General features: G+C 70.0%; 18 protein-coding genes. 7 read left to right on the top strand and 11 right to left on the bottom strand.

Annotation, left to right across the window (positions count from 1 at the left end; translation table 11 throughout):
* Positions 1–56: 56 nt before the first annotated feature.
* Both ACFO6Q_RS03015 and ACFO6Q_RS03010 read right to left on the bottom strand, forming a co-directional pair.
* Positions 57–1847 (bottom strand): acyl-CoA dehydrogenase C-terminal domain-containing protein, encoded by a 1791-nt coding sequence (locus tag ACFO6Q_RS03015; protein ID WP_380019032.1) that lies wholly within the window; start codon positions 1845–1847, stop codon positions 57–59.
* Between the two features lie 58 nt (positions 1848–1905).
* The gene (locus ACFO6Q_RS03010; RefSeq protein WP_380019031.1) at positions 1906–2346 is read right to left on the bottom strand and encodes a hypothetical protein; all 441 of its coding nucleotides are present in this window, start codon (positions 2344–2346) and stop codon (positions 1906–1908) included.
* 229 nt (positions 2347–2575) lie between these two features.
* Here ACFO6Q_RS03010 and ACFO6Q_RS03005 point away from each other — a divergent pair, with 229 nt between their 5' ends.
* Positions 2576–3118 (top strand): HdeD family acid-resistance protein, encoded by a 543-nt coding sequence (locus ACFO6Q_RS03005; protein WP_380019030.1) that lies wholly within the window; start codon positions 2576–2578, stop codon positions 3116–3118.
* A 12-nt stretch (positions 3119–3130) separates the two neighbouring features.
* Here the strand turns inward: ACFO6Q_RS03005 and ACFO6Q_RS03000 are convergent, their stop codons facing one another.
* From ACFO6Q_RS03000 to modA, 3 genes are read right to left on the bottom strand one after another with little or no spacing between them, the layout of a single operon-like run.
* Positions 3131–3820 (bottom strand): ATP-binding cassette domain-containing protein, encoded by a 690-nt coding sequence (locus tag ACFO6Q_RS03000; protein ID WP_380019029.1) that lies wholly within the window; start codon positions 3818–3820, stop codon positions 3131–3133.
* A complete protein-coding gene (gene modB, locus ACFO6Q_RS02995; protein WP_380019028.1) occupies positions 3813–4508 on the bottom strand; it encodes a molybdate ABC transporter permease subunit in 696 nt (231 codons plus the stop codon). Before modB ends, ACFO6Q_RS03000 begins: the two co-directional genes overlap by 8 nt.
* 36 nt (positions 4509–4544) lie before the next feature.
* Positions 4545–5339, bottom strand: coding sequence for a molybdate ABC transporter substrate-binding protein (modA, locus tag ACFO6Q_RS02990; protein WP_380019027.1), 795 nt, complete (start codon positions 5337–5339; stop codon positions 4545–4547).
* 142 nt (positions 5340–5481) lie between these two features.
* Between modA and ACFO6Q_RS02985 the strand changes: the two genes are divergently transcribed.
* From ACFO6Q_RS02985 to ACFO6Q_RS02965, 5 genes are all read left to right on the top strand, one after another.
* On the top strand, positions 5482–7506 hold the full coding sequence (locus tag ACFO6Q_RS02985) for a TonB-dependent receptor plug domain-containing protein (RefSeq protein ID WP_380019026.1): 2025 nt from the start codon (positions 5482–5484) through the stop codon (positions 7504–7506).
* 9 nt (positions 7507–7515) lie between these two features.
* On the top strand, positions 7516–8031 hold the full coding sequence (locus ACFO6Q_RS02980) for a molybdopterin-dependent oxidoreductase (protein ID WP_380019025.1): 516 nt from the start codon (positions 7516–7518) through the stop codon (positions 8029–8031).
* 198 nt (positions 8032–8229) lie between these two features.
* A complete protein-coding gene (locus tag ACFO6Q_RS02975) occupies positions 8230–8583 on the top strand; it encodes a winged helix-turn-helix domain-containing protein (protein WP_380019024.1) in 354 nt (117 codons plus the stop codon).
* A gap of 127 nt (positions 8584–8710) precedes the next feature.
* The gene (locus ACFO6Q_RS02970; protein ID WP_380019023.1) at positions 8711–9901 is read left to right on the top strand and encodes an OprO/OprP family phosphate-selective porin; all 1191 of its coding nucleotides are present in this window, start codon (positions 8711–8713) and stop codon (positions 9899–9901) included.
* 78 nt (positions 9902–9979) lie between these two features.
* On the top strand, positions 9980–10945 hold the full coding sequence (locus ACFO6Q_RS02965) for a LysR substrate-binding domain-containing protein (RefSeq protein ID WP_380019022.1): 966 nt from the start codon (positions 9980–9982) through the stop codon (positions 10943–10945).
* Here ACFO6Q_RS02965 and ACFO6Q_RS02960 read toward each other — a convergent pair.
* The 6 genes from ACFO6Q_RS02960 to ACFO6Q_RS02935 form a co-directional block, all read right to left on the bottom strand.
* A complete protein-coding gene (locus ACFO6Q_RS02960) occupies positions 10926–11429 on the bottom strand; it encodes a GlcG/HbpS family heme-binding protein (protein ID WP_380019021.1) in 504 nt (167 codons plus the stop codon). The two genes, ACFO6Q_RS02965 and ACFO6Q_RS02960, sit on opposite strands and share 20 nt — an antisense overlap.
* 128 nt (positions 11430–11557) lie before the next feature.
* Positions 11558–13285 (bottom strand): PQQ-dependent dehydrogenase, methanol/ethanol family, encoded by a 1728-nt coding sequence (locus ACFO6Q_RS02955; RefSeq protein ID WP_380019020.1) that lies wholly within the window; start codon positions 13283–13285, stop codon positions 11558–11560.
* A gap of 56 nt (positions 13286–13341) precedes the next feature.
* Positions 13342–13971, bottom strand: a complete 630-nt coding sequence (locus ACFO6Q_RS02950; protein ID WP_380019019.1) for a QcrA and Rieske domain-containing protein — start codon at positions 13969–13971, stop codon at positions 13342–13344.
* Positions 13972–13984: 13 nt separating this feature from the next.
* Positions 13985–15424: an aldehyde dehydrogenase gene (aldA, locus tag ACFO6Q_RS02945; protein ID WP_380019017.1), complete on the bottom strand. Its 1440-nt coding sequence runs from the start codon at positions 15422–15424 to the stop codon at positions 13985–13987.
* A 50-nt stretch (positions 15425–15474) separates the two neighbouring features.
* Positions 15475–16374 (bottom strand): transporter, encoded by a 900-nt coding sequence (locus ACFO6Q_RS02940; protein WP_380019016.1) that lies wholly within the window; start codon positions 16372–16374, stop codon positions 15475–15477.
* Between the two features lie 75 nt (positions 16375–16449).
* Entirely contained in the window at positions 16450–17673 is a 1224-nt protein-coding gene (locus ACFO6Q_RS02935) for an alpha-hydroxy acid oxidase (RefSeq protein ID WP_380019015.1), read from the bottom strand.
* On the opposite strand from ACFO6Q_RS02935, the gene ACFO6Q_RS02930 reads away from it, so the two are divergent.
* Positions 17651–17944 (top strand): hypothetical protein, encoded by a 294-nt coding sequence (locus ACFO6Q_RS02930; RefSeq protein ID WP_380019014.1) that lies wholly within the window; start codon positions 17651–17653, stop codon positions 17942–17944. The two genes, ACFO6Q_RS02935 and ACFO6Q_RS02930, sit on opposite strands and share 23 nt — an antisense overlap.
* Positions 17945–17948: the final 4 nt, after the last annotated feature.

Here is a 17948-nt window from a genome sequence, read left to right as displayed (position 1 = left end):
GTTTCCGGCGGCATGCTGCAATGCGGAGCGCGCCGCGCCCGCGGCGCGGGCGACGGTCAGCCGAACTGCGCGTCCGCCATCTCCAGCAGGTTCGCCGCGCCGCTGCGCATGGCCGCGGCGTGCGTGTGGATGCGCGGCAGGATGCGCGCGAAGTAGAAGCGCGCGGTCAGGCGCTTGGCGTCGCGGAACTCCTGCGACTGCTTCGACGTATCGGCGGCGGCGACGCTGCGCGCCCACAGGTAGGCCAGCGCGATGTAGCCGGAGTAGAACAGGTAGTCGTAGGCCGCGGCGCCGATTTCCTCCGCGTTCGCGCCCGCGCGCTTGCCCAGCTCCAGGGTGAGTTCGCCCCATTCCTTCGCTGCCTTGCCGAGCGGCCCGGCGAATTCGGCGAGGGCCGCGTCGTTCGCGTGTGCGGCGCAGAACGCGCCGATCTCGGCGAGGAAGTGCTTGAGGCCGACGCCCTGCAGCTGCATCACCTTGCGGCCGAGCAGGTCGTTGGCCTGGATCTGCGTGGTGCCTTCGTACAGCGTGGTGATGCGCGCGTCGCGCGCGAACTGCTCCATGCCGTTCTCGACGATGAAGCCGTGGCCGCCGAACACCTGCAGCGCGTGGTAGGTGCATTCGATGCCGGCTTCGGTCAGCAGGCCCTTGACGATCGGCGTCAGGAACGAGACCAGCGCCTCGGCGCGCTCGCGCTCGGCGGCATCCTGGCTGTGCTTGCGGATGTCTTCGTGCAGGTAGGCGTACAGGCCGAGCAGGCGGCCGCCTTCGGCGAAGGCCTTCTGCGTGAGCAGCATGCGGCGCACGTCCGGGTGCACGATCAGCGGATCGGCCGGCTTGTCCGGAAACTTCGCGCCCGACAGCGAGCGCATCTGCAGGCGTTCGCGCGCGTAGGCGAGCGAGTTCTGGTACGCGCGCTCGGTCAGGCCCAGACCCTGCAGGCCGACCGCGAGACGCGCGGTGTTCATCATGGTGAACATCGCGGCCAGGCCCTTGTTCGGCTGGCCGACCAGCCAGCCCTCGGCGCCGTCGAAATTCATCACGCAGGTGACCGAGCCGTGGATGCCCATCTTGTGCTCGATCGAGCCGCACACGGCGGCGTTGCGTTCGCCGACCGTGCCGTCCTTGCCGACCTTGAACTTGGGCACCAGGAACAGCGAGATGCCCTTCACGCCGGCCGGCGCGTCCGGCAGGCGCGCGAGCACCAGGTGCAGGATGTTGTCGACGAAGTCGTGCTCGCCGGCGGTGATGAAGATCTTGGTGCCGCTGATGCGGTAGCTGCCGTCCGGGTTCGGTTCCGCCTTGGTCTTGAGCAGGCCCAGATCGGTGCCGCAGTGCGGCTCGGTCAGGCACATGGTGCCGGTCCAGGTGCCTGCCACCAGCGGTTTGAGGAACACCTCGCGCTGCCAGTCCTCGCCGTGGTGCTCCAGCGCCGATCCGGCGCCGTGCGAGAGCATCGGATAGTTGCCCCACGACAGGTTGGCCGAATCGATCATCTCCTTCAGCGCCGCGCCGAGCGTCTCGGGCAGGCCCTGGCCGCCGAAGCGTTCGTCGGCGACCAGGCCGATCCAGCCGGCCTCGACGTACTGCGCGAACGCCTCCTTGAAGCCCTTCGGCGTGCGCACGCTCTGCGTGGCCTTGTCGTAGCTGCAGCCTTCCGCGTCGCCACTCTGGTTCAGCGGCGCGAGCACCTGCTCGGCGAACTTCGCGCCTTCCTCGAGCACCGCGTCGACGACGTCGCGCGTGGCGGTCGCGCAGCCGGGCAGGCGGGCGTAGGTCGATTCGACGTCGAGCACGTCGTGAAGCGCGAAGCGCAGGTCGGCGAGCGGGGCGGCGTAGCGGCTCATGGAAACACTCCGGAATTTTTCGGGGGACGCCGGCCGCGGCCGGACGCGTGCAAGCGGTTCAGCGGTACGTGTTCGCCACGCCCGGTACCGGCGACAGCCGGCTCGAGCGTTCGAACGGGAAGCTTTCCTTCGGCTCGCTGGTGTCGATGCGGCCCTTCAGCACGTAGGCGAAGTCGCCGCTGGCCGGCAGCTTCGCCGAAGTCTTCAGCGTCGCCTCGACGACGTCGCCGCCGTTGGCGACGATGTCGACGTTCGGTGCGATCGAGATCTCGCCGACGTCGGTGCCGGCGACGGTGACGGTCGCGGTCAGCGCGCTGTAGCGCATCGGCAGGGTGCTGAAGTTCTGGATGCGCACGTCGAGCTTCCAGCTGCCGTCCGGCTGCACGATCAGCTGCTGGATGCTCGCGGTCGACGGATGTACGCGCCTGGCCGGGCCGCTGCTGCAGGCGGTCAGGGCGCAGGTCAGGGCGAGTGCGGCAAGCGGAACGCGCAACTTCATGTCGGCCTCTTGGATGTCTGACTCAAACGGTCGTTCGGATCGAACGGCTAGCCTAGCCAAGTTCGCATTCCGCCGCAAAGGCGTGCGGCGTCTCGCCTCGCTCCGCGCGCGCCGGCATTTCTGGAAATGCGCCGCCAATCCGGACCAGAATGCCGTCGCGGCCCGGTCGCATCCGCGGTGGGGCGCGAGTCGATTCAAACGGCATTCCTCAGCCCTTCGGGAGATCGTCATGAATTCGCCGCTCGTCGCAGCTCTGGCACGCAACTGGTGGGTGATCCTCGTCTACGGCGTGGTCGCCATCGCGTTCGGCCTGTATTCGATCGTGTGGCCCGGCGCCAGCGTCGTCGCGCTGACCTGGGCGTTCGGCGTCATGGCCCTGGCCGAAGGCGTGATCAGCGCGTTCGCGCTGTTCGACCGCAACGTGAACATCCCGCGCGGCTGGCTGGCGCTGTACGCGCTGGCCTCGATCGCCTTCGGCGTGCTGGCGATCACGCAGCCGCTCGCCGTGGCGGGTGCGCTGCTGCTTCTGCTGGCGGCGTGGCTGATCGTCAGCGGTCTCTACCGCATCGTCTTCGCGGTGCGCGTGCGCCGGTTCATCGCCAACGAATGGCTGCTGATCCTCAGCGGCGCCGTCGCGGTGCTGCTCGGCGTGCTGTTCGCCGCGTATCCGGCGGCGGGGCTGCTGACGATGGCGCTGTGGATCGGCGTCGGCGCGCTGCTCTACGGCGTGCTGCAGGTGATGGCGGCGTTGCGCCTGCGCAAGCTGGCCTGAGCGGTTCGGCGCTCACGGCGCATTGGCGAAGGCGGCGCGCCGCGCGACGAATTCGGCGATCGGCACCTGCCGCACGATGCGGCCGCCGGCGAGGCGGACGACTTCGTCGGCGAGCGCGCCGACCTCGTCGGCGTGGTGCGTGACCAGCACGGTGAACACGCGCAGTTCCTGCTTCAGGCGGCGCAGGTAGTCGAGCACCTGCGTGCGCGCTTCGGCGTGCAGGCCGGTCAGCGGCTCGTCGAGCAGCAGCGCGCGCGGCTGGGAGAGCAGGGCGCGGCCGACCGCGACGCGCTGGCGCTCGCCGCCGGAAAGGTTGTGCGGCCGGCGTTCCAGCAGCGGGCCGAGTTCGAGCAGGTCGACCACCGTGGCGAACTCGGCGCCGTGCGCGCCGTCGCGCGGCGGCGCGCCGTACAGCAGGTTGTGCCGCACGCTCAGGTGCGGGAACAGGCGGCCGTCCTGGAACACGTAGCCCAGGCGCCGCCGCGCGACCGGCACGCGGACGCCGGCGTCGGTGTCGAGCAGCACCTCGCCGTCGAGCACGATGCGCCCGGACTGCGGTTCGAGCAGGCCGGCGACGGCATTCAGCACGCTGGTCTTGCCGGCGCCAGAGTGGCCGAACAGCGCCAGCGTGCGCGCCTCGGAGCGGAACTGCAGGTCGAGGTCGAGTTCGCCGGACGCATGCCGCAGGCGCAGCTCAATCATGCTCGCGCCTCCGCCACGGCGCGCCGCCGGCGACCAGCGCGGCGCTCGCGCTGGCGACCAGCGCGACCAGCAGCGAAACCAGCGCAAGCCGCTGCACGCCGGGCATGCCGCCGGGCGCGTTGAGCAGCTCGTAGATCGCGATCGGCAGGGTGCGCGTCTCGCCGGGGATGTTGGAGACGAAGCTGATCGTCGCGCCGAACTCGCCGAACGCGCGCGCGAACGCCAGCACGCAGCCGGCGACGATGCCGCGCATCGACAGCGGCAGGGTGATCGTGGCGAAGCGCCGCCAGGCGCCGGCGCCTAGCGTTTCCGCGGCCGCCTCCAGACGCCGGTCGACACCGTCGAAGGCGGCGCGGATCGACAGCACCAGCAGCGGAAAGCCCATCACGGCGGCGGCGATCACCGCGCCGGTCCAGCGGAACGCGACGACGATGCCGAACGCGCCGAGCAGTTGACCGAGCGGACCGTGCACGCCGAACAGCGCGAGCAGCGCGTAGCCGGTGACCACCGGCGGCAGGATCAGCGGCAGGAACAGCAGCGATTCGAGCAGGGCGCGGCCGGGGAAGCGCTTGCGCGACAGCAGCCAGGCGAGGGCGAGCGCGAACGGCAGCGCCACCACCACCGCGAGCAGGCCCACGCGCAGGCTCAGCCCCAGCGCCTGCCATTCGTCGGGCGTGAGCGCGCTCATGCCGGCGCGTGCGCCGTGACGGAGCGGCAGGAGCGGTCAGCGTTTGGGCGGTGCGTCGAATCCATGGCGGCGGAAGATCGCCTGTTGCGGCGGCGCGCGCAATGCTTCGAGCAGCTTGCGCGCCGCCGCCGAGTCGTGCCCGGCGATCAGCGCGGCGGGATAGACGATCGGCGCGTGCGTGTCGTCCGGGAACGTGGCGACCACGCGCACCGCTGGTTCCGAGGTCGCATCCGAACGGTAGACCACGCCGAGCGGCGCCTCGCGGCGCGCGACGAAGTTGAGCGCCGCGCGCACGTTGTCGGCGGCGACGATGCGCGCCGAGACGGCGTCCCAGACACCCAGCTTGGTCAGCGCGGCCTTGGCGTACTTGCCGGCCGGCACGCTGTTCGGCTCGCCCAGCGCCAGCCTGCCGTCGGCGCCGAGGGCGTCGGCGAGGTCGAAGCCGGGGGCGATCTCGAGCGCGGCGGTGGAATCCTTCGGCGCAACCAGCACCAGCGCATTGCCGAGCAGGTCGCCGCGCGAGTCGGCGACGATGCGCTTGCGCTCGGCCAGGTAGTCCATCCAGTCCTGGTCGGCCGAAACGAAGATCGCCGCCGGCGCGCCGGCCTCGATCTGCCGCGCCAGCTGCGAACTGGCCGCGTAGCTGACCTTGACCTCGCCGATCGAGGCGACGTCCGCCGAGGCCGCGATCTCGTCGAGCGCGGGTTTCAGGCTCGCCGCGGCGAACACCAGCACCTCGTCCGCGCGCGCGGCGAGCGGCAGCAGGCAGAGGGCGAGGGCAGCCAGGCGCAAGGCGCCGGTGAACCGGCGGAAAGATTTCGCGATGTGCATCGGCGGACGCCTTCGGCGATGGGGTCGTTCAAACATATCGCAGTTCCGCCTCGCGCGAAACGACGGCGCCGGAAGCGCGTCGCGGCGGCCTCATGCTATATAGTCATTCGACTATATCGGTGCGAAAGGGGACAGCCGGATCATGAGCAAGGGGAAGGCGGCCGCGCTGACGGTCGCGATCGTATCGGCGATCGTATTCGCGACCGCGGGAGCCGCGGCGGAGGAGCCCGCGGCCGACGGGGCGCCGGTGGTGCCGCTCGGCGTGGTCGAGGTGATCGGCAGCGCGGGCGACGCGATGCCGCCCGGCGCCGACGTGCTCGACATCGAGGACATCCGCGCGCAGTCGCGTCGCAACGTCGCCGAGGCGCTCGATCTCCTTCCCGGCGTGACGCGGCAGAACTTCGGCCAGCGCCGCGACACGCTGGTCAACGTGCGCGGCTTCGACAGCCGCCAGGTCACGCTGTACGTCGACGGCGTGCCGGTGTACGTGCCCTACGACGGCAATCTCGACCTGGCGCGCCTCGGCGTCGAGGACCTGTCGCGCATCGTCGTGACGAAGGGGCTGACCTCGGTGCTGTACGGCCCGAACGCGCTCGGCGGCAGCATCAACCTGGTCAGCCGCCGGCCGCAGCGCGAGTTCGAAGGCAGCGTCTACGGCGGCTTCGACGTCGACCGCTCCGGCGACCTGCCGGCGTACCGTCTGGGCGGGCGCGTCGGCACGAACCAGGGCTCGTGGTACGCGCAGGCGAGCGCCTCGTGGCAGGACGCCGACGACTTCGAACTGCCGTCCGGCTTTCCGCGCTCGGCGAACCAGCCGGACGGCCGCCGCGCCAATTCCGGCGCGCGCGACCTGGATCTTTCGCTCAAGCTCGGCTGGACGCCGAACGCGACCGACGAATACGCGCTGAATTTCTACCGCGTCGACGACGAGAAGCAGACGCCGCCGTACGCCGGACATGCGGCCGGCGTTTCCGCGCGCTACTGGCGCTGGCCGAAGTGGGACAAGGACGGCGTCTATTTCCTGTCGCGCACGCGCATCGGCGAGTCCGCCGACCTCGGCGTGCGCCTGTACTACGACAGCTTCCAGAACGAGCTGCGCTCCTACGACGACGCGACCTACACGACGCAGCGCCGCCCGTACGCGTTCACCAGCCTGTACGACGACCACACCTACGGGTTCAGCGTTTCGTTCGAGCAGCGCTGGTCGGAGAGCCAGATCACGCGCATGGCGCTGCACGGCAAGCAGGACTTCCATCGCGAGAACGATTCGGTCGGCGCGCCGTGGGAGCGCTTCAAGGACCGCACCTGGTCGGCCGCGCTGGAGCACGAGTGGCGGCCGGACGCGGCGTGGACGATCACCCCCGGCGTGTCGTGGAACCTGCTGCAGTCGCAGCGCGCGGACGACCTGCGCGGCAGCGCGATCGTGCCGTTCGAGGTCGGCAGCGACGTCGCCTTCAACGGCCAGCTGGTCGCCGCCTGGCAGGCCAGCGAGGGCGTGCAGGTGTACGCCGGCGTAAGCCGCAAGACGCGCTTCCCGACGCTGAAGGACCGCTATTCGTACCGGCTCGGTTCGGCGATCCCCAATCCGGGCCTGAAGCCGGAGGACAGCGACAATCTCGAAATCGGCGTGCAGGGCACACACGGCGCGTTCGACTACAAGGCCGCGCTGTTCGACAGCCGCCTGCGCGAGGCGATCCAGAGCGTGACGCTCGCTGCGGACGCCTGCACCTCGCCGCCGTGCTCGCAGCTGCGCAACGTCGGCCGCGCGCGGCATCGCGGCGTGGAGCTGTCGGCGGGCCTGGAGCTGTCCGAGGCGTGGTCGGTGCGCGCCAACTACGGCTACGTGCAGCGCCGCAACGTTTCGCAGCCGACGGTGAAGCCGACCGACACGCCGCGGCAGAAGCTGTTCGCCGCGCTCGACTACCGTTTCGCCGCCGGCTGGCGCGCGACGCTGTCGGCCGACGCCGAGAGCAAGCGCTACTCGGACAGCTTCGGCGCGCGCGTGGCCGGCGGTTTCACGCTGGTCGATGCGAGCGTGCGCGGTCCGGTCGCCGGCCTGGATCTGGGCGTGGGCGTGCGCAATGCGTTCGACCGCCGCTACGCCTACCAGGAAGGCTTTCCGGAAGCCGGGCGCACGTTCTTCGTCGAGCTGGGCAAGCATTTCTAGGAGAAGATCATGAAGCGCATTCTCGCGTGCTGGATGCTGTCGTTCCTCGCTTGCATCACCTGCGGCGTCGCACAGGCGGAAAAGGCGCCCGCGGCCGCTGCCGCGGCGGTGACGATCGGCGGCGAAGTGGCCAAGCCGCTGCGGCTCGACGCCGAGGCCTTGGCGAAACATGCGCGCGTCGCCGTCGAGGCGAACGACCACGGCAAGCCGGGGCGCTGGGAAGGCGTGCGCCTGATCGACCTGCTGCGCGAGGCCGGCGTGCCGACCGGTGACACGCTGCGCGGCCCGGCGCTCGCGCTCTACGTGCGCATCGATGCGGCCGACGGCTATCGCGCCGTCTACGCGCTGGCCGAGCTCGATGCCGGCTTCCGCGATGGCGAGGTGATCCTGGCCGACCGTCGCGACGGCAAGCCGCTGGATACGAAGGAAGGTCCCTTCCGCATCGTCGCGCCCGGCGAGAAGCGGCCGGCGCGCTGGGTGCGCCAGGTGACCGCGATCGACGTGTTGCGCGCACCGGCGAAGTGACGCGCGGCGCTGTTCGCGAGCGATCTCCTCTCGCCGGCATGCCGAAGGCGCATTTCCCGCGCAGGCGCGAAGACGCAGAGGTCGAATCTGCCTGCGCTTGTTCCTCTGCGTCTTCGCGTCTGCGCGAGAGTTCGTTCTCGATACCTGGCAGCGCTATTCTTCGTCCACGACGAGGAAACGGCCGCCGCAGGCTCCGCCATGAAGAAGAATCCAGCCGCCGCCAAGCTGCACCTGCGCGTGACGCTCGCGCCCGGCGTGGCCTTCGGGCCGGGCAAGGCCGACCTGCTCGCCGGCATCCGCGACACCGGCTCGATCGCCGCTGCCGGCCGCGCGATGCGCATGAGCTACAAGCGCGCCTGGCAGCTGGTCGAGGAGCTGAACGCGAGTTTCCGCGAGCCGCTGGTCGAGGCCAGCAAGGGCGGTCCCGGCGGCGGCGGTGCGCGCCTGACGCGCACCGGCGAGGACGTGCTCGCGCGCTACTTGCGCATGCACGAGGCGGCGACCGCCGCGGTCGCCAGGGACATGGCGGCACTGCGCCGACACGTCGGCTAGCCGCCTTCCGCGCACGCTTCGCCGGCATCGGCGCCGCGTGCGCCGGCATGTCCTTACAACGATGCGTCAGTTCCGCGGCGCGGCGGGTGCGTCGGAACATCGTCCGACTTTCCGGGGAATCGTCCGCATGAAACGCGCTGCCCTCCTGAGTGCCGCCCTGGCGTTCGCGCCGTTCGCCGTGCCGGCGTCGGCCTACGACCTGAACGACTGGCCGGTGCACTACACCTTCGACGACGGCACCGACATCGGCCTGACCGGCGTCTACCGCTACGACCTCAACGACTTCAGCGACGACACGCTGCCGAACGGCAGCTCGCGCTTCGAGGATTCGCACACCAACCGGCGCAAGGAACTGGGCCTGACGCTGAAGAAGAAGGGCGTCTACGACGCGGTCGTCGCCTACGAATACCAGGCCAAGAGCTGGCAGGACGTCAACCTGCGCCTGCAGTCGAAGGCGTTCTTCGGCGCGGACTACGGCGCGTTCCGCTTCGGCTATTCGAAGACGCCGGTCGCGTTCGAGGGCGTGACGTCGTCGAAGGCGACCTCGTTCCTCGAGCTGGCCCTGCCGGCGCAGGCGATCTACGAAGGCCGCCGCACCGGCATCGACTGGGCGTTCGAGCGGCCGCAGTATCTCGTCAACCTCGGCTACTACTGGGGCCAGGACCTGCACGGCGACAACGATGGCACGACAGTCGCCGGACGCGTCGCGTGGACGCCGCGCAAGGGCGAGGGCGACGTGATCCACCTGGGCGTTTCCGCGTCCGAGGAACGCCCCGACGCGACGACCGACGGGCGCGGCGTGCGCACCCTGCCGGGCGCGCGCATCCGTTCGGTGCCGGAGGCCGGCCTGACCACGGTGCGCCTGGTCGACAGCGGCGCGCTGTCGAACGTCGACAACATCCGCCGCTACGGGCTGGAGGCGCTGTGGATCGGCGGGCCGTGGTCGGTGCAGGGCGAACTGCTCGGCGTCGACGTCGAGCGCGAGGCCGGCAAGCCCGACTATTCGGCGGGCGGCTTCTACGTGTTCGGCAGCTGGGTGCTCACCGGCGAATCGCGGCCGTACAGCGGCGGCAACACCAACAATCTCAAGCCGAAGGGCGCGTGGGGCGCGTGGGAGCTGCTGCTGCGCTACAGCGAGCTGGATCTCAACGACGGCACGATCCGCGGCGGCAAGCAGCACGACTGGACGCTCGGCGCCAACTGGTACCTGACCCAGCACTTCAAGTTCCAGGCGAACTACATCCAGGCGAGCAGCGACCGCGCCGGCCTCTCGCTCGATCCGCGGATCGTCGAGCTGCGCGCGCAGATCTATTTCTGATCGCGTCGCGCACGGCAGCGCACGGCGGTCGCGGCATCGCACAACGGCGCGCATGCGCGCGACTGCTAGCATGTGCGGATGTCGTACCCGCACGCCAATCCGCTGGTTTCTCCGCCTCCACCGCAACAGCTGCTGCAGGACGTGCGGCTGCCTTCGGTCGCGCACATCCGCGCGTTCGAGGCGGCCGTGCGCTCCGGTTCGTTCGAGCGCGCCAGCGACGAACTCGCGGTCACGCCGAGCGCGGTCGGCAAGCGCGTGGCCGCGCTGGAATCGCTGCTCGGCGTGAAGCTGCTGTGCCGCGTCGGCCGCGGCGTCGAGCCGACGCCGGCGGGGCGCGAATACCTCGACCAGGTCAGCGTGGCGCTCGGCCTGCTGACGCGTTCGACGTTCCACCGCCGCGCCTCCGCCGCGCAGCAGCGCTTGCGCGTGACGCTGCCGCCGACGTTCGCGCGCGAGGTGCTGATCCCGCACCTGGCCGAATTCACCGGCGCGCATCCGGAGATCGAACTCGAGCTGATGCTGTCGATTCCGTACCTGGACATCTCCGCGCCCGGCTGCGATCTGGAAATCCGCTTCGGCGAGGGGCCGTTCGACGCGCTGGAGTGCGAGCGCCTGGTCGACGAGCCGGTGTTCCCGGCCTGCAGCCCGGCATTCCTGGCGCGCCAGGGCGGGCTGGCCTCGCCGCGCGACCTGCGCAAGGAATTCCTGCTGCGCTGTCCGCTGGAGCCGTGGCAGCCGTGGCTGGCGCAGGCCGGCATCGACTGGCCGGACCCGGACTCGGGCCATCGCATCGTCGACCTCGGCATGATGCTCGAGGCGGCCATCACCCATCAGGGCATCGCGCTGGCGCGCCGCAGCCTGGCGCGGCGCGCACTGAAGGAAGGCCAGCTCGTGCAGCTGTTCGCGATCCAGGCGCGGCCGAAGTTCTCCTACTTCGTGTGCTGGCACCGCAAGCACGGCATCGACGAGGCGAAGGGCCACTTCATCGACTGGCTGAAGGCCATCTGCGCACGCGCGGCGGCGCCTACTTCAGCAGCTCCCTGACCGCGTCGAGCCCGGCCTGGGCGCAGATCTCGTCGTTGTCGGGCATGCTGCCGCTGACGCCCACGGCGCCGATCGTCACCTCGCCGACCTTGATCGGCAGGCCGCCGGGAAAGGTCACGAAACCGGGCAGGTGCGCCACGCCGGGCAGCGGTCCACCCTTGGCGTCCTTGCCGAACGCCAGCTCGCCGAACTGGCGCGTCGCCGCGCCCATGCGCGCGGACTGCTCGGCCTTCAGCTGCGCGTGCTCGATCGAGCCGAGCGCGGCGCCGTCCATGCGCTCGAACAGCACCGTGTTGGCGCCGCCGTCGACGATCGAGACGTTCATCTTCCAGCCTTTCTCGACCGCCTTGGCCTTGACCGCATCGGCGATCTTCTGCGCGACGTCGAGCGAGAGCACCGGCACGCGTTCGAGCGCGTGAACCGGCAATGCGAACAGCAGGCCGAGCGCGAGCAGCGCGCCGGCGGCATCGTTGCGGATCTTCATCGGGTTCTCCGGCGGCGCGCCGTCGCCGTGCGGGCGGCGGCCGCGATCGTGAAGGGGAGGGCGGCGCGTGCGCCGCGGAACGCAACGTCCGCGCCGGTCCGGCGCGGACGTTCCTGGCGACGAGACTCTCAGTCGCCGAGCGCGAACACCCACACGCTGCCGCCTTCGGGAACCTTCTCGTCCCAGCCCGCGAGCGTGTGCATCTTGCCCTGGATCCACTGCGCGTCCACGCCCCAGCCGGACACCACCGCGACGTACTGCTTGCCGTCGATGGAGAAGCTCGACGGCGGCGAGATGATGCCGGACGGGGTCGGGAACTCCCACAGCAGCTTGCCGGTTTGCGCGTCGTAGGCGCGGAACATGCGGTCGTTGGTGCCGCCGGCGAACAGCACGCCGCCGGCGGTGGTCAGGATCGAGCCGAAGTTCCACGACTTGGGGTACTTCTCGCGCCAGACCAGCTTGCCGCTGTCCACGCCCCAGGCCTGGATGCCGCCGATGTGGTCGAAGCCTTCCTTCACCGACAGGTCGAGCTTGTTGATGTCCGCGCCCGCCGACCACTGGCCGGGAATGATCGGCTGGATGATGCCGGTCAGCGTCAGGCAGTGGTTGTCGTTGTAGGGGACGTACAGCATCCCGGTCTTCGGGTTGTACGCCTCGTACGGCCAGTCCTTGCCGCCCCACAGGCTCGGGCAGTAGGTGTGGGTCTCGCCGGTGTGCGGCTTGGCGTCCATGTTGTAGGTCGGACGGCCGGTCTTCGGATCGACGCTGGTGAAGACCGTATTGGTGACGTACGGCTCGGACTTGTTGTAGGTGATCTTGCCCTTGGCGTCGCGGTCCAGCCAGTACAGCCGGCCGTTGCGCTGCGCGCTGATCATGCCGCTGACCTTCTTGCCGTTCTTGGTGTACTCCACCAGCGTCGGCGCGTTCATGCCGGCCCAGTCCCAGGAATCGTTCCAGTGGTACTGGAAGTGGCTGATGATGTCGCCGGTAGCCGGATCGAGCGCGAGCACCGAGGCCAGGTACAGGTTGTCGCCCGGACGCTGGTCGCCCATCCACGGACCGCCGTTGCCCACGCCCCAGTAGATGACTTCGTTCTTCACGTCGTAGTTGCCCGGCATCCACATGGTGCCGCCGCCGTGCTTCCAGGCGTCCTTCCACTTGCCGTCCTGCGGCCAGGTGTCCGAACCCTTCTCGCCGGGAGCGGGCACGCTGTAGCGCGTCCATGCCAGTTTGCCGGTCTCGGCATCAAAGGCCTTGAGGAAGCCGCGCACGCCGAACTCGCCGCCGGACGGGCCGATGATCACCTTGCCCTTGACGACGAGCGGAGCGGAGGTGATGTAGGCGCTCTCGGTCTCCCAGTCGCATACCTGCGCGTCCCACAGCAGCTTGCCGGTCTTGGCGTCGAGTGCGCTGAGCATGCAGTCGACGCTGCCGACGTAGACCTTGTCGCCGTACAGCGACACGCCGCGGTTGGTGCGGTGCAGGGCGCCGATGCCTTCGGGCACTTCGCGCTGGAAGTGCCACAGCGGCTTGCCGGTCCTGGCGTTGTAGGCGAACACGTGGTTGTGCGGCGTGGCGACGAACATGTATTCGCCGTTGACGATCGCCGGCGCCTCGTGGCCGGACAGCACGCCCGTCGCGGCCGACCACACCGGCCGCAGCTTGGCGACGTTGGCGGTGGTGATCTGCTCGAGCGGGCTGTAGCTCCAGCCGGCGTAGTTGCCCTTGGTCAGCAGCCAGTTCTCCGGCTCGGGGTTGGCCAGGCGTGCGTCGGTGACGGGTTTGTAGTCGGCCGCGGCGAGCGGGGCCGAGGCGATGGTCGCGACGAGCGCGGCCGTGATCAGCTGCAGTTTCATGCGTTCCTCCCGGTAGTGCGTTCGAGTGGTGAAGTGCGCGGCGTAGCCGAGCGATGTCAGGAGGTCGGCGGCCCGAGCGGGCCGTCGAACTTGCCTGCCACCACCAGCGCGCCGTCCTGAATGGCCAGCGGCAACATCGCGAGCCGCCGCGTGGCCGGCCCCTGGGTAACGGCGCCACGGTTGGCCGCGTCGAAGATCGAGCCGTGGCAGTTGCAGACGATCTGCGTCTTGCTCGGATGCAGCGTCGTGATCGGACAGCCGTAGTGCGTGCACAGCGAGGAGAACGCGACGATGCCGTCGGCGGCGTTCTTCGCGCTGGCCGGCTGCAGTTCCTCCGGCTTCAGGCGCACCACGGTGAGCAGGTTGGCCTTGGCGACCAGCGCCTTGCCGGTCTGCGGATCCATCGGGTAGGCCAGGGTCGGCTCCTTGCCGGCCTCGATGTCGCCCGGCTGGATCTGCTGGCCCTCCTTGGGGCCGAGCATGAAGGCGAGCTTGTCGCCCGGTTCCGGCTTGCGGGTGGATTTCGCCGCCGTGGGCTGCTCCTGCGCCACGGCCAGACGGGTGGCCGTCGCCGGCGCCAGCGCGACCAGCGCCAGCGCGCCGGTCAGCAGGCTGCGGCGCGCGTTGTCCGGCGCGCGGCAGGCGCAGGCGCAGCCGCAGCCGTCGTGTGCGTTAGTCTTGCTCATCGTGCCCGCTCCCTCAGGACGTCTGCAGGTAGACCACGTGGGTCTCGGTGAACTCGTACAGACCGTGCTTGCCGTCGGCGCCGCCGATGCCGGACTTGCGGCGGCCGGCGTGGAAGCCCTGCATCGCTTCGAAGTGCTCGCGGTTGATGTAGGTCTCGCCGAAGCGCAGCTCGCGCGCCGCGCGCATCGCCGAATCGAGGCTGCGCGTGAAGATCGACGAGGTCAGGCCGTATTCGGAGTCGTTGGCCAGCGCGATCGCCTCGTCGAGGTCGTCCACCGCCTGCACCGGCAGTACCGGACCGAAGATTTCCTTGCGCATGATGTCCATGTCGGCGCGCGTGCCGGTGATCAGCGTCGGTTCGTAGTGGAAGCCGCGGCCGAGGTCGGCGCGCTTGCCACCGACGACGATGCGCGCGCCGTCGCTGCGCGCCTGCTCGACCATCGCCGCGACCTTGTCCAGCCCGGCCTGGTTGACCAGCGGGCCCATGTGCAGGTCCGCCTCGACCGACGGATCGCCGTAGCGGGTGGCGGCGAACAGTTTCGCCAGGCGATCGACCAGGGCGTCGTGTACGCCGCGCTCGACGTAGACGCGCTCGGCGCAGTTGCACACCTGCCCGGTGTTGATCACGCGCGAGTCGTAGATCGCCTTCGCGGCGAGGTCGAGGTCGGCGTCGGCGAGCACGATCGCCGGCGCCTTGCCGCCCAGTTCCAGGTTCACGCGCGTGAGGTTGCGTCCGGCCGTCTGCATGATGCGGCTGCCGGTGGCGACGCTGCCGGTGAAGGTGATCAGGTCCACGCCCGGATGCGACACCAGCGCCTCGCCGGCCGTCGCACCGCGGCCGCCGACGAGGTTGAACACGCCCGCGGGCAGGTCCGTCTCGGCGACCAGACGCGCGAACTCGAACGCGTTGATCGGCGTCTCCTCGCTCGGCTTGATCACGATCGTGTTGCCGGTGACCAGCGCCGGCGCGAGCTTGCGCGCGATCAGGAAGAACGGGAAGTTCCACGGCAGGATGCCGGCGACCACGCCGACCGGCTTGCGCAGCAGGAAGATGCTCTCGTTCGGGCGGTCGCTGGTCAGCACCTCGCCTTCCAGGCGGCGCGCCCACTCGGCCATGTAGTCGATGTAGTCGGCGGTGAAATCGACCTCGACCTGGGCCAGTCCCTGCACCTTGCCCTGCTCGCGCACGATCACGCGCGCCAGCTCCGTGCGGTGCTCGCGCAGCTTGGCCGCGATCGCGCGCAGATGACCGGCGCGCTGGATCGGCGGCAGCTTCTCCCACGCCGGCTGCGCGCGGCGCGCCGCCGCCACGGCGGCGTCGACCGTCGCCGCCGAAGCGTCCGGTACGCGCGCGATCAGCTCCTGCGTGGCGGGGTTGGTGACGTCGATCGTGGGCTCGTCCGGCGTGCCGACGAAGGCGCCCGCGATGTAGTTCTGGTAGGTCGGTTGCATCTGAAGTACTCCTGGTGGATCGGGCGCGGCGGCGCCGCGCATTGCCGCGACTAGAATACGTACACGTACTTGATGTTCATCGAGTCATTGGAACTGTGGTTCTCGCCCTCGGTGCTGCGCGAGTAGCGCAGCGCGAGCGAATGCTTGGGATGCAGGTGGAACATCAGGCCGGCGCCGAGGTCGAGCGCATGCGAGGACGGTGTCTTGCCGCCGCCGCGCACGGAGCCCTTGCCGGTGCGCTCGTAGTCGACCGCGACGAACGGTTCGAGCAGGCCGGTGGCCTTGAAGCCGAGGCGGTTGTTGGTGTGCACCGTCACGCCCGGATGCACGCCGTCGTCGCGCGGGCTCTGCACGACGAAGCCGAAGTCGCCGGTCCAGCCCCAGCGGCCGTCGCCGAACGGCACGTACCAGAACGCGCTGGTCAGGTTCTTCCAGTTGGTGTCGCTGACCTCGTTCGAGCCGATCGGCATCTGCAGGAAGGTCTGCAGGCCGAGGGTCGTGCCGGGCGTGGGCTTGTACCAGATCGCGTAGCCGATCATGGTGTCGCCGAAGCCGCTGTTGGTGTTGGCGCGCACCGTGGAGGTCGCGTCCGTGCGCAGGTTGACCTCGGGCTGGATCACCTCGAAGCCCATGCCGACGTTCGGCAGCGAGTCGACGGTGAAGAAGTGCACCCACTTCGACAGGCCGGTGATCGCGCGCGAGCCGGGGTCCAGCTTGAAGCGGTCGCCCGAGCCGTCGAAGGCCTTGTCGTTGTCCTGCACGGTGACGTACTGGACGAACACGTTCCACGGCTCGTAGCCGACCGGCAGGTCGTACTCGTGCGGACCGATCACGTCGAACGTGACCTGCGCCGGCGCCGTCCGCGGCGCGATGGTGGCCGCCAGCGCGAGCGCGGCGGTGGCAGCGAACAGCGGTGTACGGCAGCGGGTGATCCGGTGGTCGTTGCGCATCTTCGTTTCCTCCCCAATGGCCGGGCGCGGGACTTCGTCCGGTCGCGCTGCCCGAAGCGGTGTGTGGATCGCGCGCTATCCGTGCGCGATCCGTGGTGATGTCTCGCTCGCGCAGGCGAGCGGGGCCGGTGCGGGCGCCGGCGCGTAAGGGCTGCCGTCGGCGTGCAGCAGGATCGAGCGGTCGACGCGGCGCACGTCGGTGCGGCCGGTCAGCGCGAGGCTGACGTCGAGTTCGCGCCGGATGATCGCGATCGCCTGCGCCACGCCGGCCTCGCCGTCGGCGCCGAGGCCGTACAGGAAGGCCTTGCCGATCAGCCCCGCACGTGCGCCGAGCGCGAGCGCCTTGAGCAGGCTCTGGCCGCTCTGGATGCCGCCGTCGAACAGCACCTCGAGGCGGTCGCCGACCGCGTCGACGATGCGCGGCAGCGCCGTCACCGAGGCGATCGCGCCGTCGAGCTGGCGGCCGCCGTGGTTGGACACGACGATCGCGTCGACGCCGGCCTGCGCCGCCTGGCGCGCGTCGTCGGCGTCGAGCACGCCCTTGAGGATCAGCTTCCCGGGCCACAGCTCGCGGATCCAGCCGATGTCGTCCCAGGTCAGCGTCGGGTCGAACTGGTTGGCGATCCACTGCGCCAGCGTGGTCAGGCCGTCGGCGCCGGCGACGCGGCCGTCGAGATTGCCGAACGAGCGGCTCGGCGCGGTCAGCACGCGCCAGATCCACGCCGGCTTGCCGAGGATGTCGAACAGGTTGGCCAGGCGCAGGCGCGGCGGCACGGTCATGCCGTTCTTGATCTCGCGATGACGCTGGCCCTGGATCTGCAGGTCCACCGTCAGCATCAGCGCGCTGCACTGCGCCTCGCGTGCGCGCTGGATCAGCGAGCGCGTGAAGCCGCGGTCGCGCATCACGTAGATCTGGAACCAGAACGGCGTCTGCACTGCCGCGCGCACCTGCTCGATCGAGCAGATCGACATCGTGCTGAGGCAGAAAGGAATCCCGGCGGCGGCGGCGGCGCGTGCGGCGAGGATCTCGCCGCTGCCGCGCGTCAGGCCGGTCAGGCCGGTCGGCGCCAGCGCCAGCGGCAGCGCGGCTGCTTCGCCGACGATGTCCGTCGCCAGCGAGCGCCGGTCCACGTCGATCATCACGCGCTGGCGCAGGCGGATCGCCTCCAGCGCCTGCACGTTGTCGCGCAGCGTGATCTCGTCGTAGGAGCCGCGGTCGTCGTAGTCGAAGAACGCGCGTGGCACGCGGCGTTCGGCGCGTTCGCGCAAATCCCTGATGTTGGTGATCGTCTCGCCCATGCCCGCGTCGGTGTTCCTTGCTGCGACGGGCCTGGATACTAGAGACGCTTTTTCGGCGCGTGTCCGAATAAATTTCTGCGCAGCCACGAAGGAAATTCCGGTGTCGCTTGCTGCAGTGCGATGCGCGAGGCCGCGATTGCGGCAGCGCTCGCGCGAACGACGGCGCTGCAATGCGCGGCGTGCCGACTATTGCATTGCGGCAATCGCGGTGCTCGATGCGAGCGGCGAGGCGCAGGAATTTTTTGCGGACGGCGCCGGCGGAGTCGGATAGCCCG

Source organism: Dokdonella ginsengisoli (genome assembly GCF_042652785.1).
Lineage (GTDB): Bacteria > Pseudomonadota > Gammaproteobacteria > Xanthomonadales > Rhodanobacteraceae > Dokdonella_A > Dokdonella_A ginsengisoli.
This window is presented reverse-complemented; position numbering and strand designations above follow the sequence as displayed.

Excerpts from the sequence above, each read along its gene's own strand:
- ACFO6Q_RS03015 (WP_380019032.1), bottom strand. The coding sequence starts at position 1,847 with ATGAGCCGCTACGCCGCCCCGCTCGCCGACCTGCGCTTCGCGCTTCAC.
- ACFO6Q_RS03010 (WP_380019031.1), bottom strand. The coding sequence starts at position 2,346 with ATGAAGTTGCGCGTTCCGCTTGCCGCACTCGCCCTGACCTGCGCCCTG.
- ACFO6Q_RS03005 (WP_380019030.1), top strand. The coding sequence starts at position 2,576 with ATGAATTCGCCGCTCGTCGCAGCTCTGGCACGCAACTGGTGGGTGATC.
- ACFO6Q_RS03000 (WP_380019029.1), bottom strand. The coding sequence starts at position 3,820 with ATGATTGAGCTGCGCCTGCGGCATGCGTCCGGCGAACTCGACCTCGAC.
- modB (WP_380019028.1), bottom strand. The coding sequence starts at position 4,508 with ATGAGCGCGCTCACGCCCGACGAATGGCAGGCGCTGGGGCTGAGCCTG.
- modA (WP_380019027.1), bottom strand. The coding sequence starts at position 5,339 with ATGCACATCGCGAAATCTTTCCGCCGGTTCACCGGCGCCTTGCGCCTG.
- ACFO6Q_RS02985 (WP_380019026.1), top strand. The coding sequence starts at position 5,482 with ATGAGCAAGGGGAAGGCGGCCGCGCTGACGGTCGCGATCGTATCGGCG.
- ACFO6Q_RS02980 (WP_380019025.1), top strand. The coding sequence starts at position 7,516 with ATGAAGCGCATTCTCGCGTGCTGGATGCTGTCGTTCCTCGCTTGCATC.
- ACFO6Q_RS02975 (WP_380019024.1), top strand. The coding sequence starts at position 8,230 with ATGAAGAAGAATCCAGCCGCCGCCAAGCTGCACCTGCGCGTGACGCTC.
- ACFO6Q_RS02970 (WP_380019023.1), top strand. The coding sequence starts at position 8,711 with ATGAAACGCGCTGCCCTCCTGAGTGCCGCCCTGGCGTTCGCGCCGTTC.
- ACFO6Q_RS02965 (WP_380019022.1), top strand. The coding sequence starts at position 9,980 with ATGTCGTACCCGCACGCCAATCCGCTGGTTTCTCCGCCTCCACCGCAA.
- ACFO6Q_RS02960 (WP_380019021.1), bottom strand. The coding sequence starts at position 11,429 with ATGAAGATCCGCAACGATGCCGCCGGCGCGCTGCTCGCGCTCGGCCTG.
- ACFO6Q_RS02955 (WP_380019020.1), bottom strand. The coding sequence starts at position 13,285 with ATGAAACTGCAGCTGATCACGGCCGCGCTCGTCGCGACCATCGCCTCG.
- ACFO6Q_RS02950 (WP_380019019.1), bottom strand. The coding sequence starts at position 13,971 with ATGAGCAAGACTAACGCACACGACGGCTGCGGCTGCGCCTGCGCCTGC.
- aldA (WP_380019017.1), bottom strand. The coding sequence starts at position 15,424 with ATGCAACCGACCTACCAGAACTACATCGCGGGCGCCTTCGTCGGCACG.
- ACFO6Q_RS02940 (WP_380019016.1), bottom strand. The coding sequence starts at position 16,374 with ATGCGCAACGACCACCGGATCACCCGCTGCCGTACACCGCTGTTCGCT.
- ACFO6Q_RS02930 (WP_380019014.1), top strand. The coding sequence starts at position 17,651 with ATGTTGGTGATCGTCTCGCCCATGCCCGCGTCGGTGTTCCTTGCTGCG.
- ACFO6Q_RS02935 (WP_380019015.1), bottom strand. The coding sequence starts at position 17,673 with ATGGGCGAGACGATCACCAACATCAGGGATTTGCGCGAACGCGCCGAA.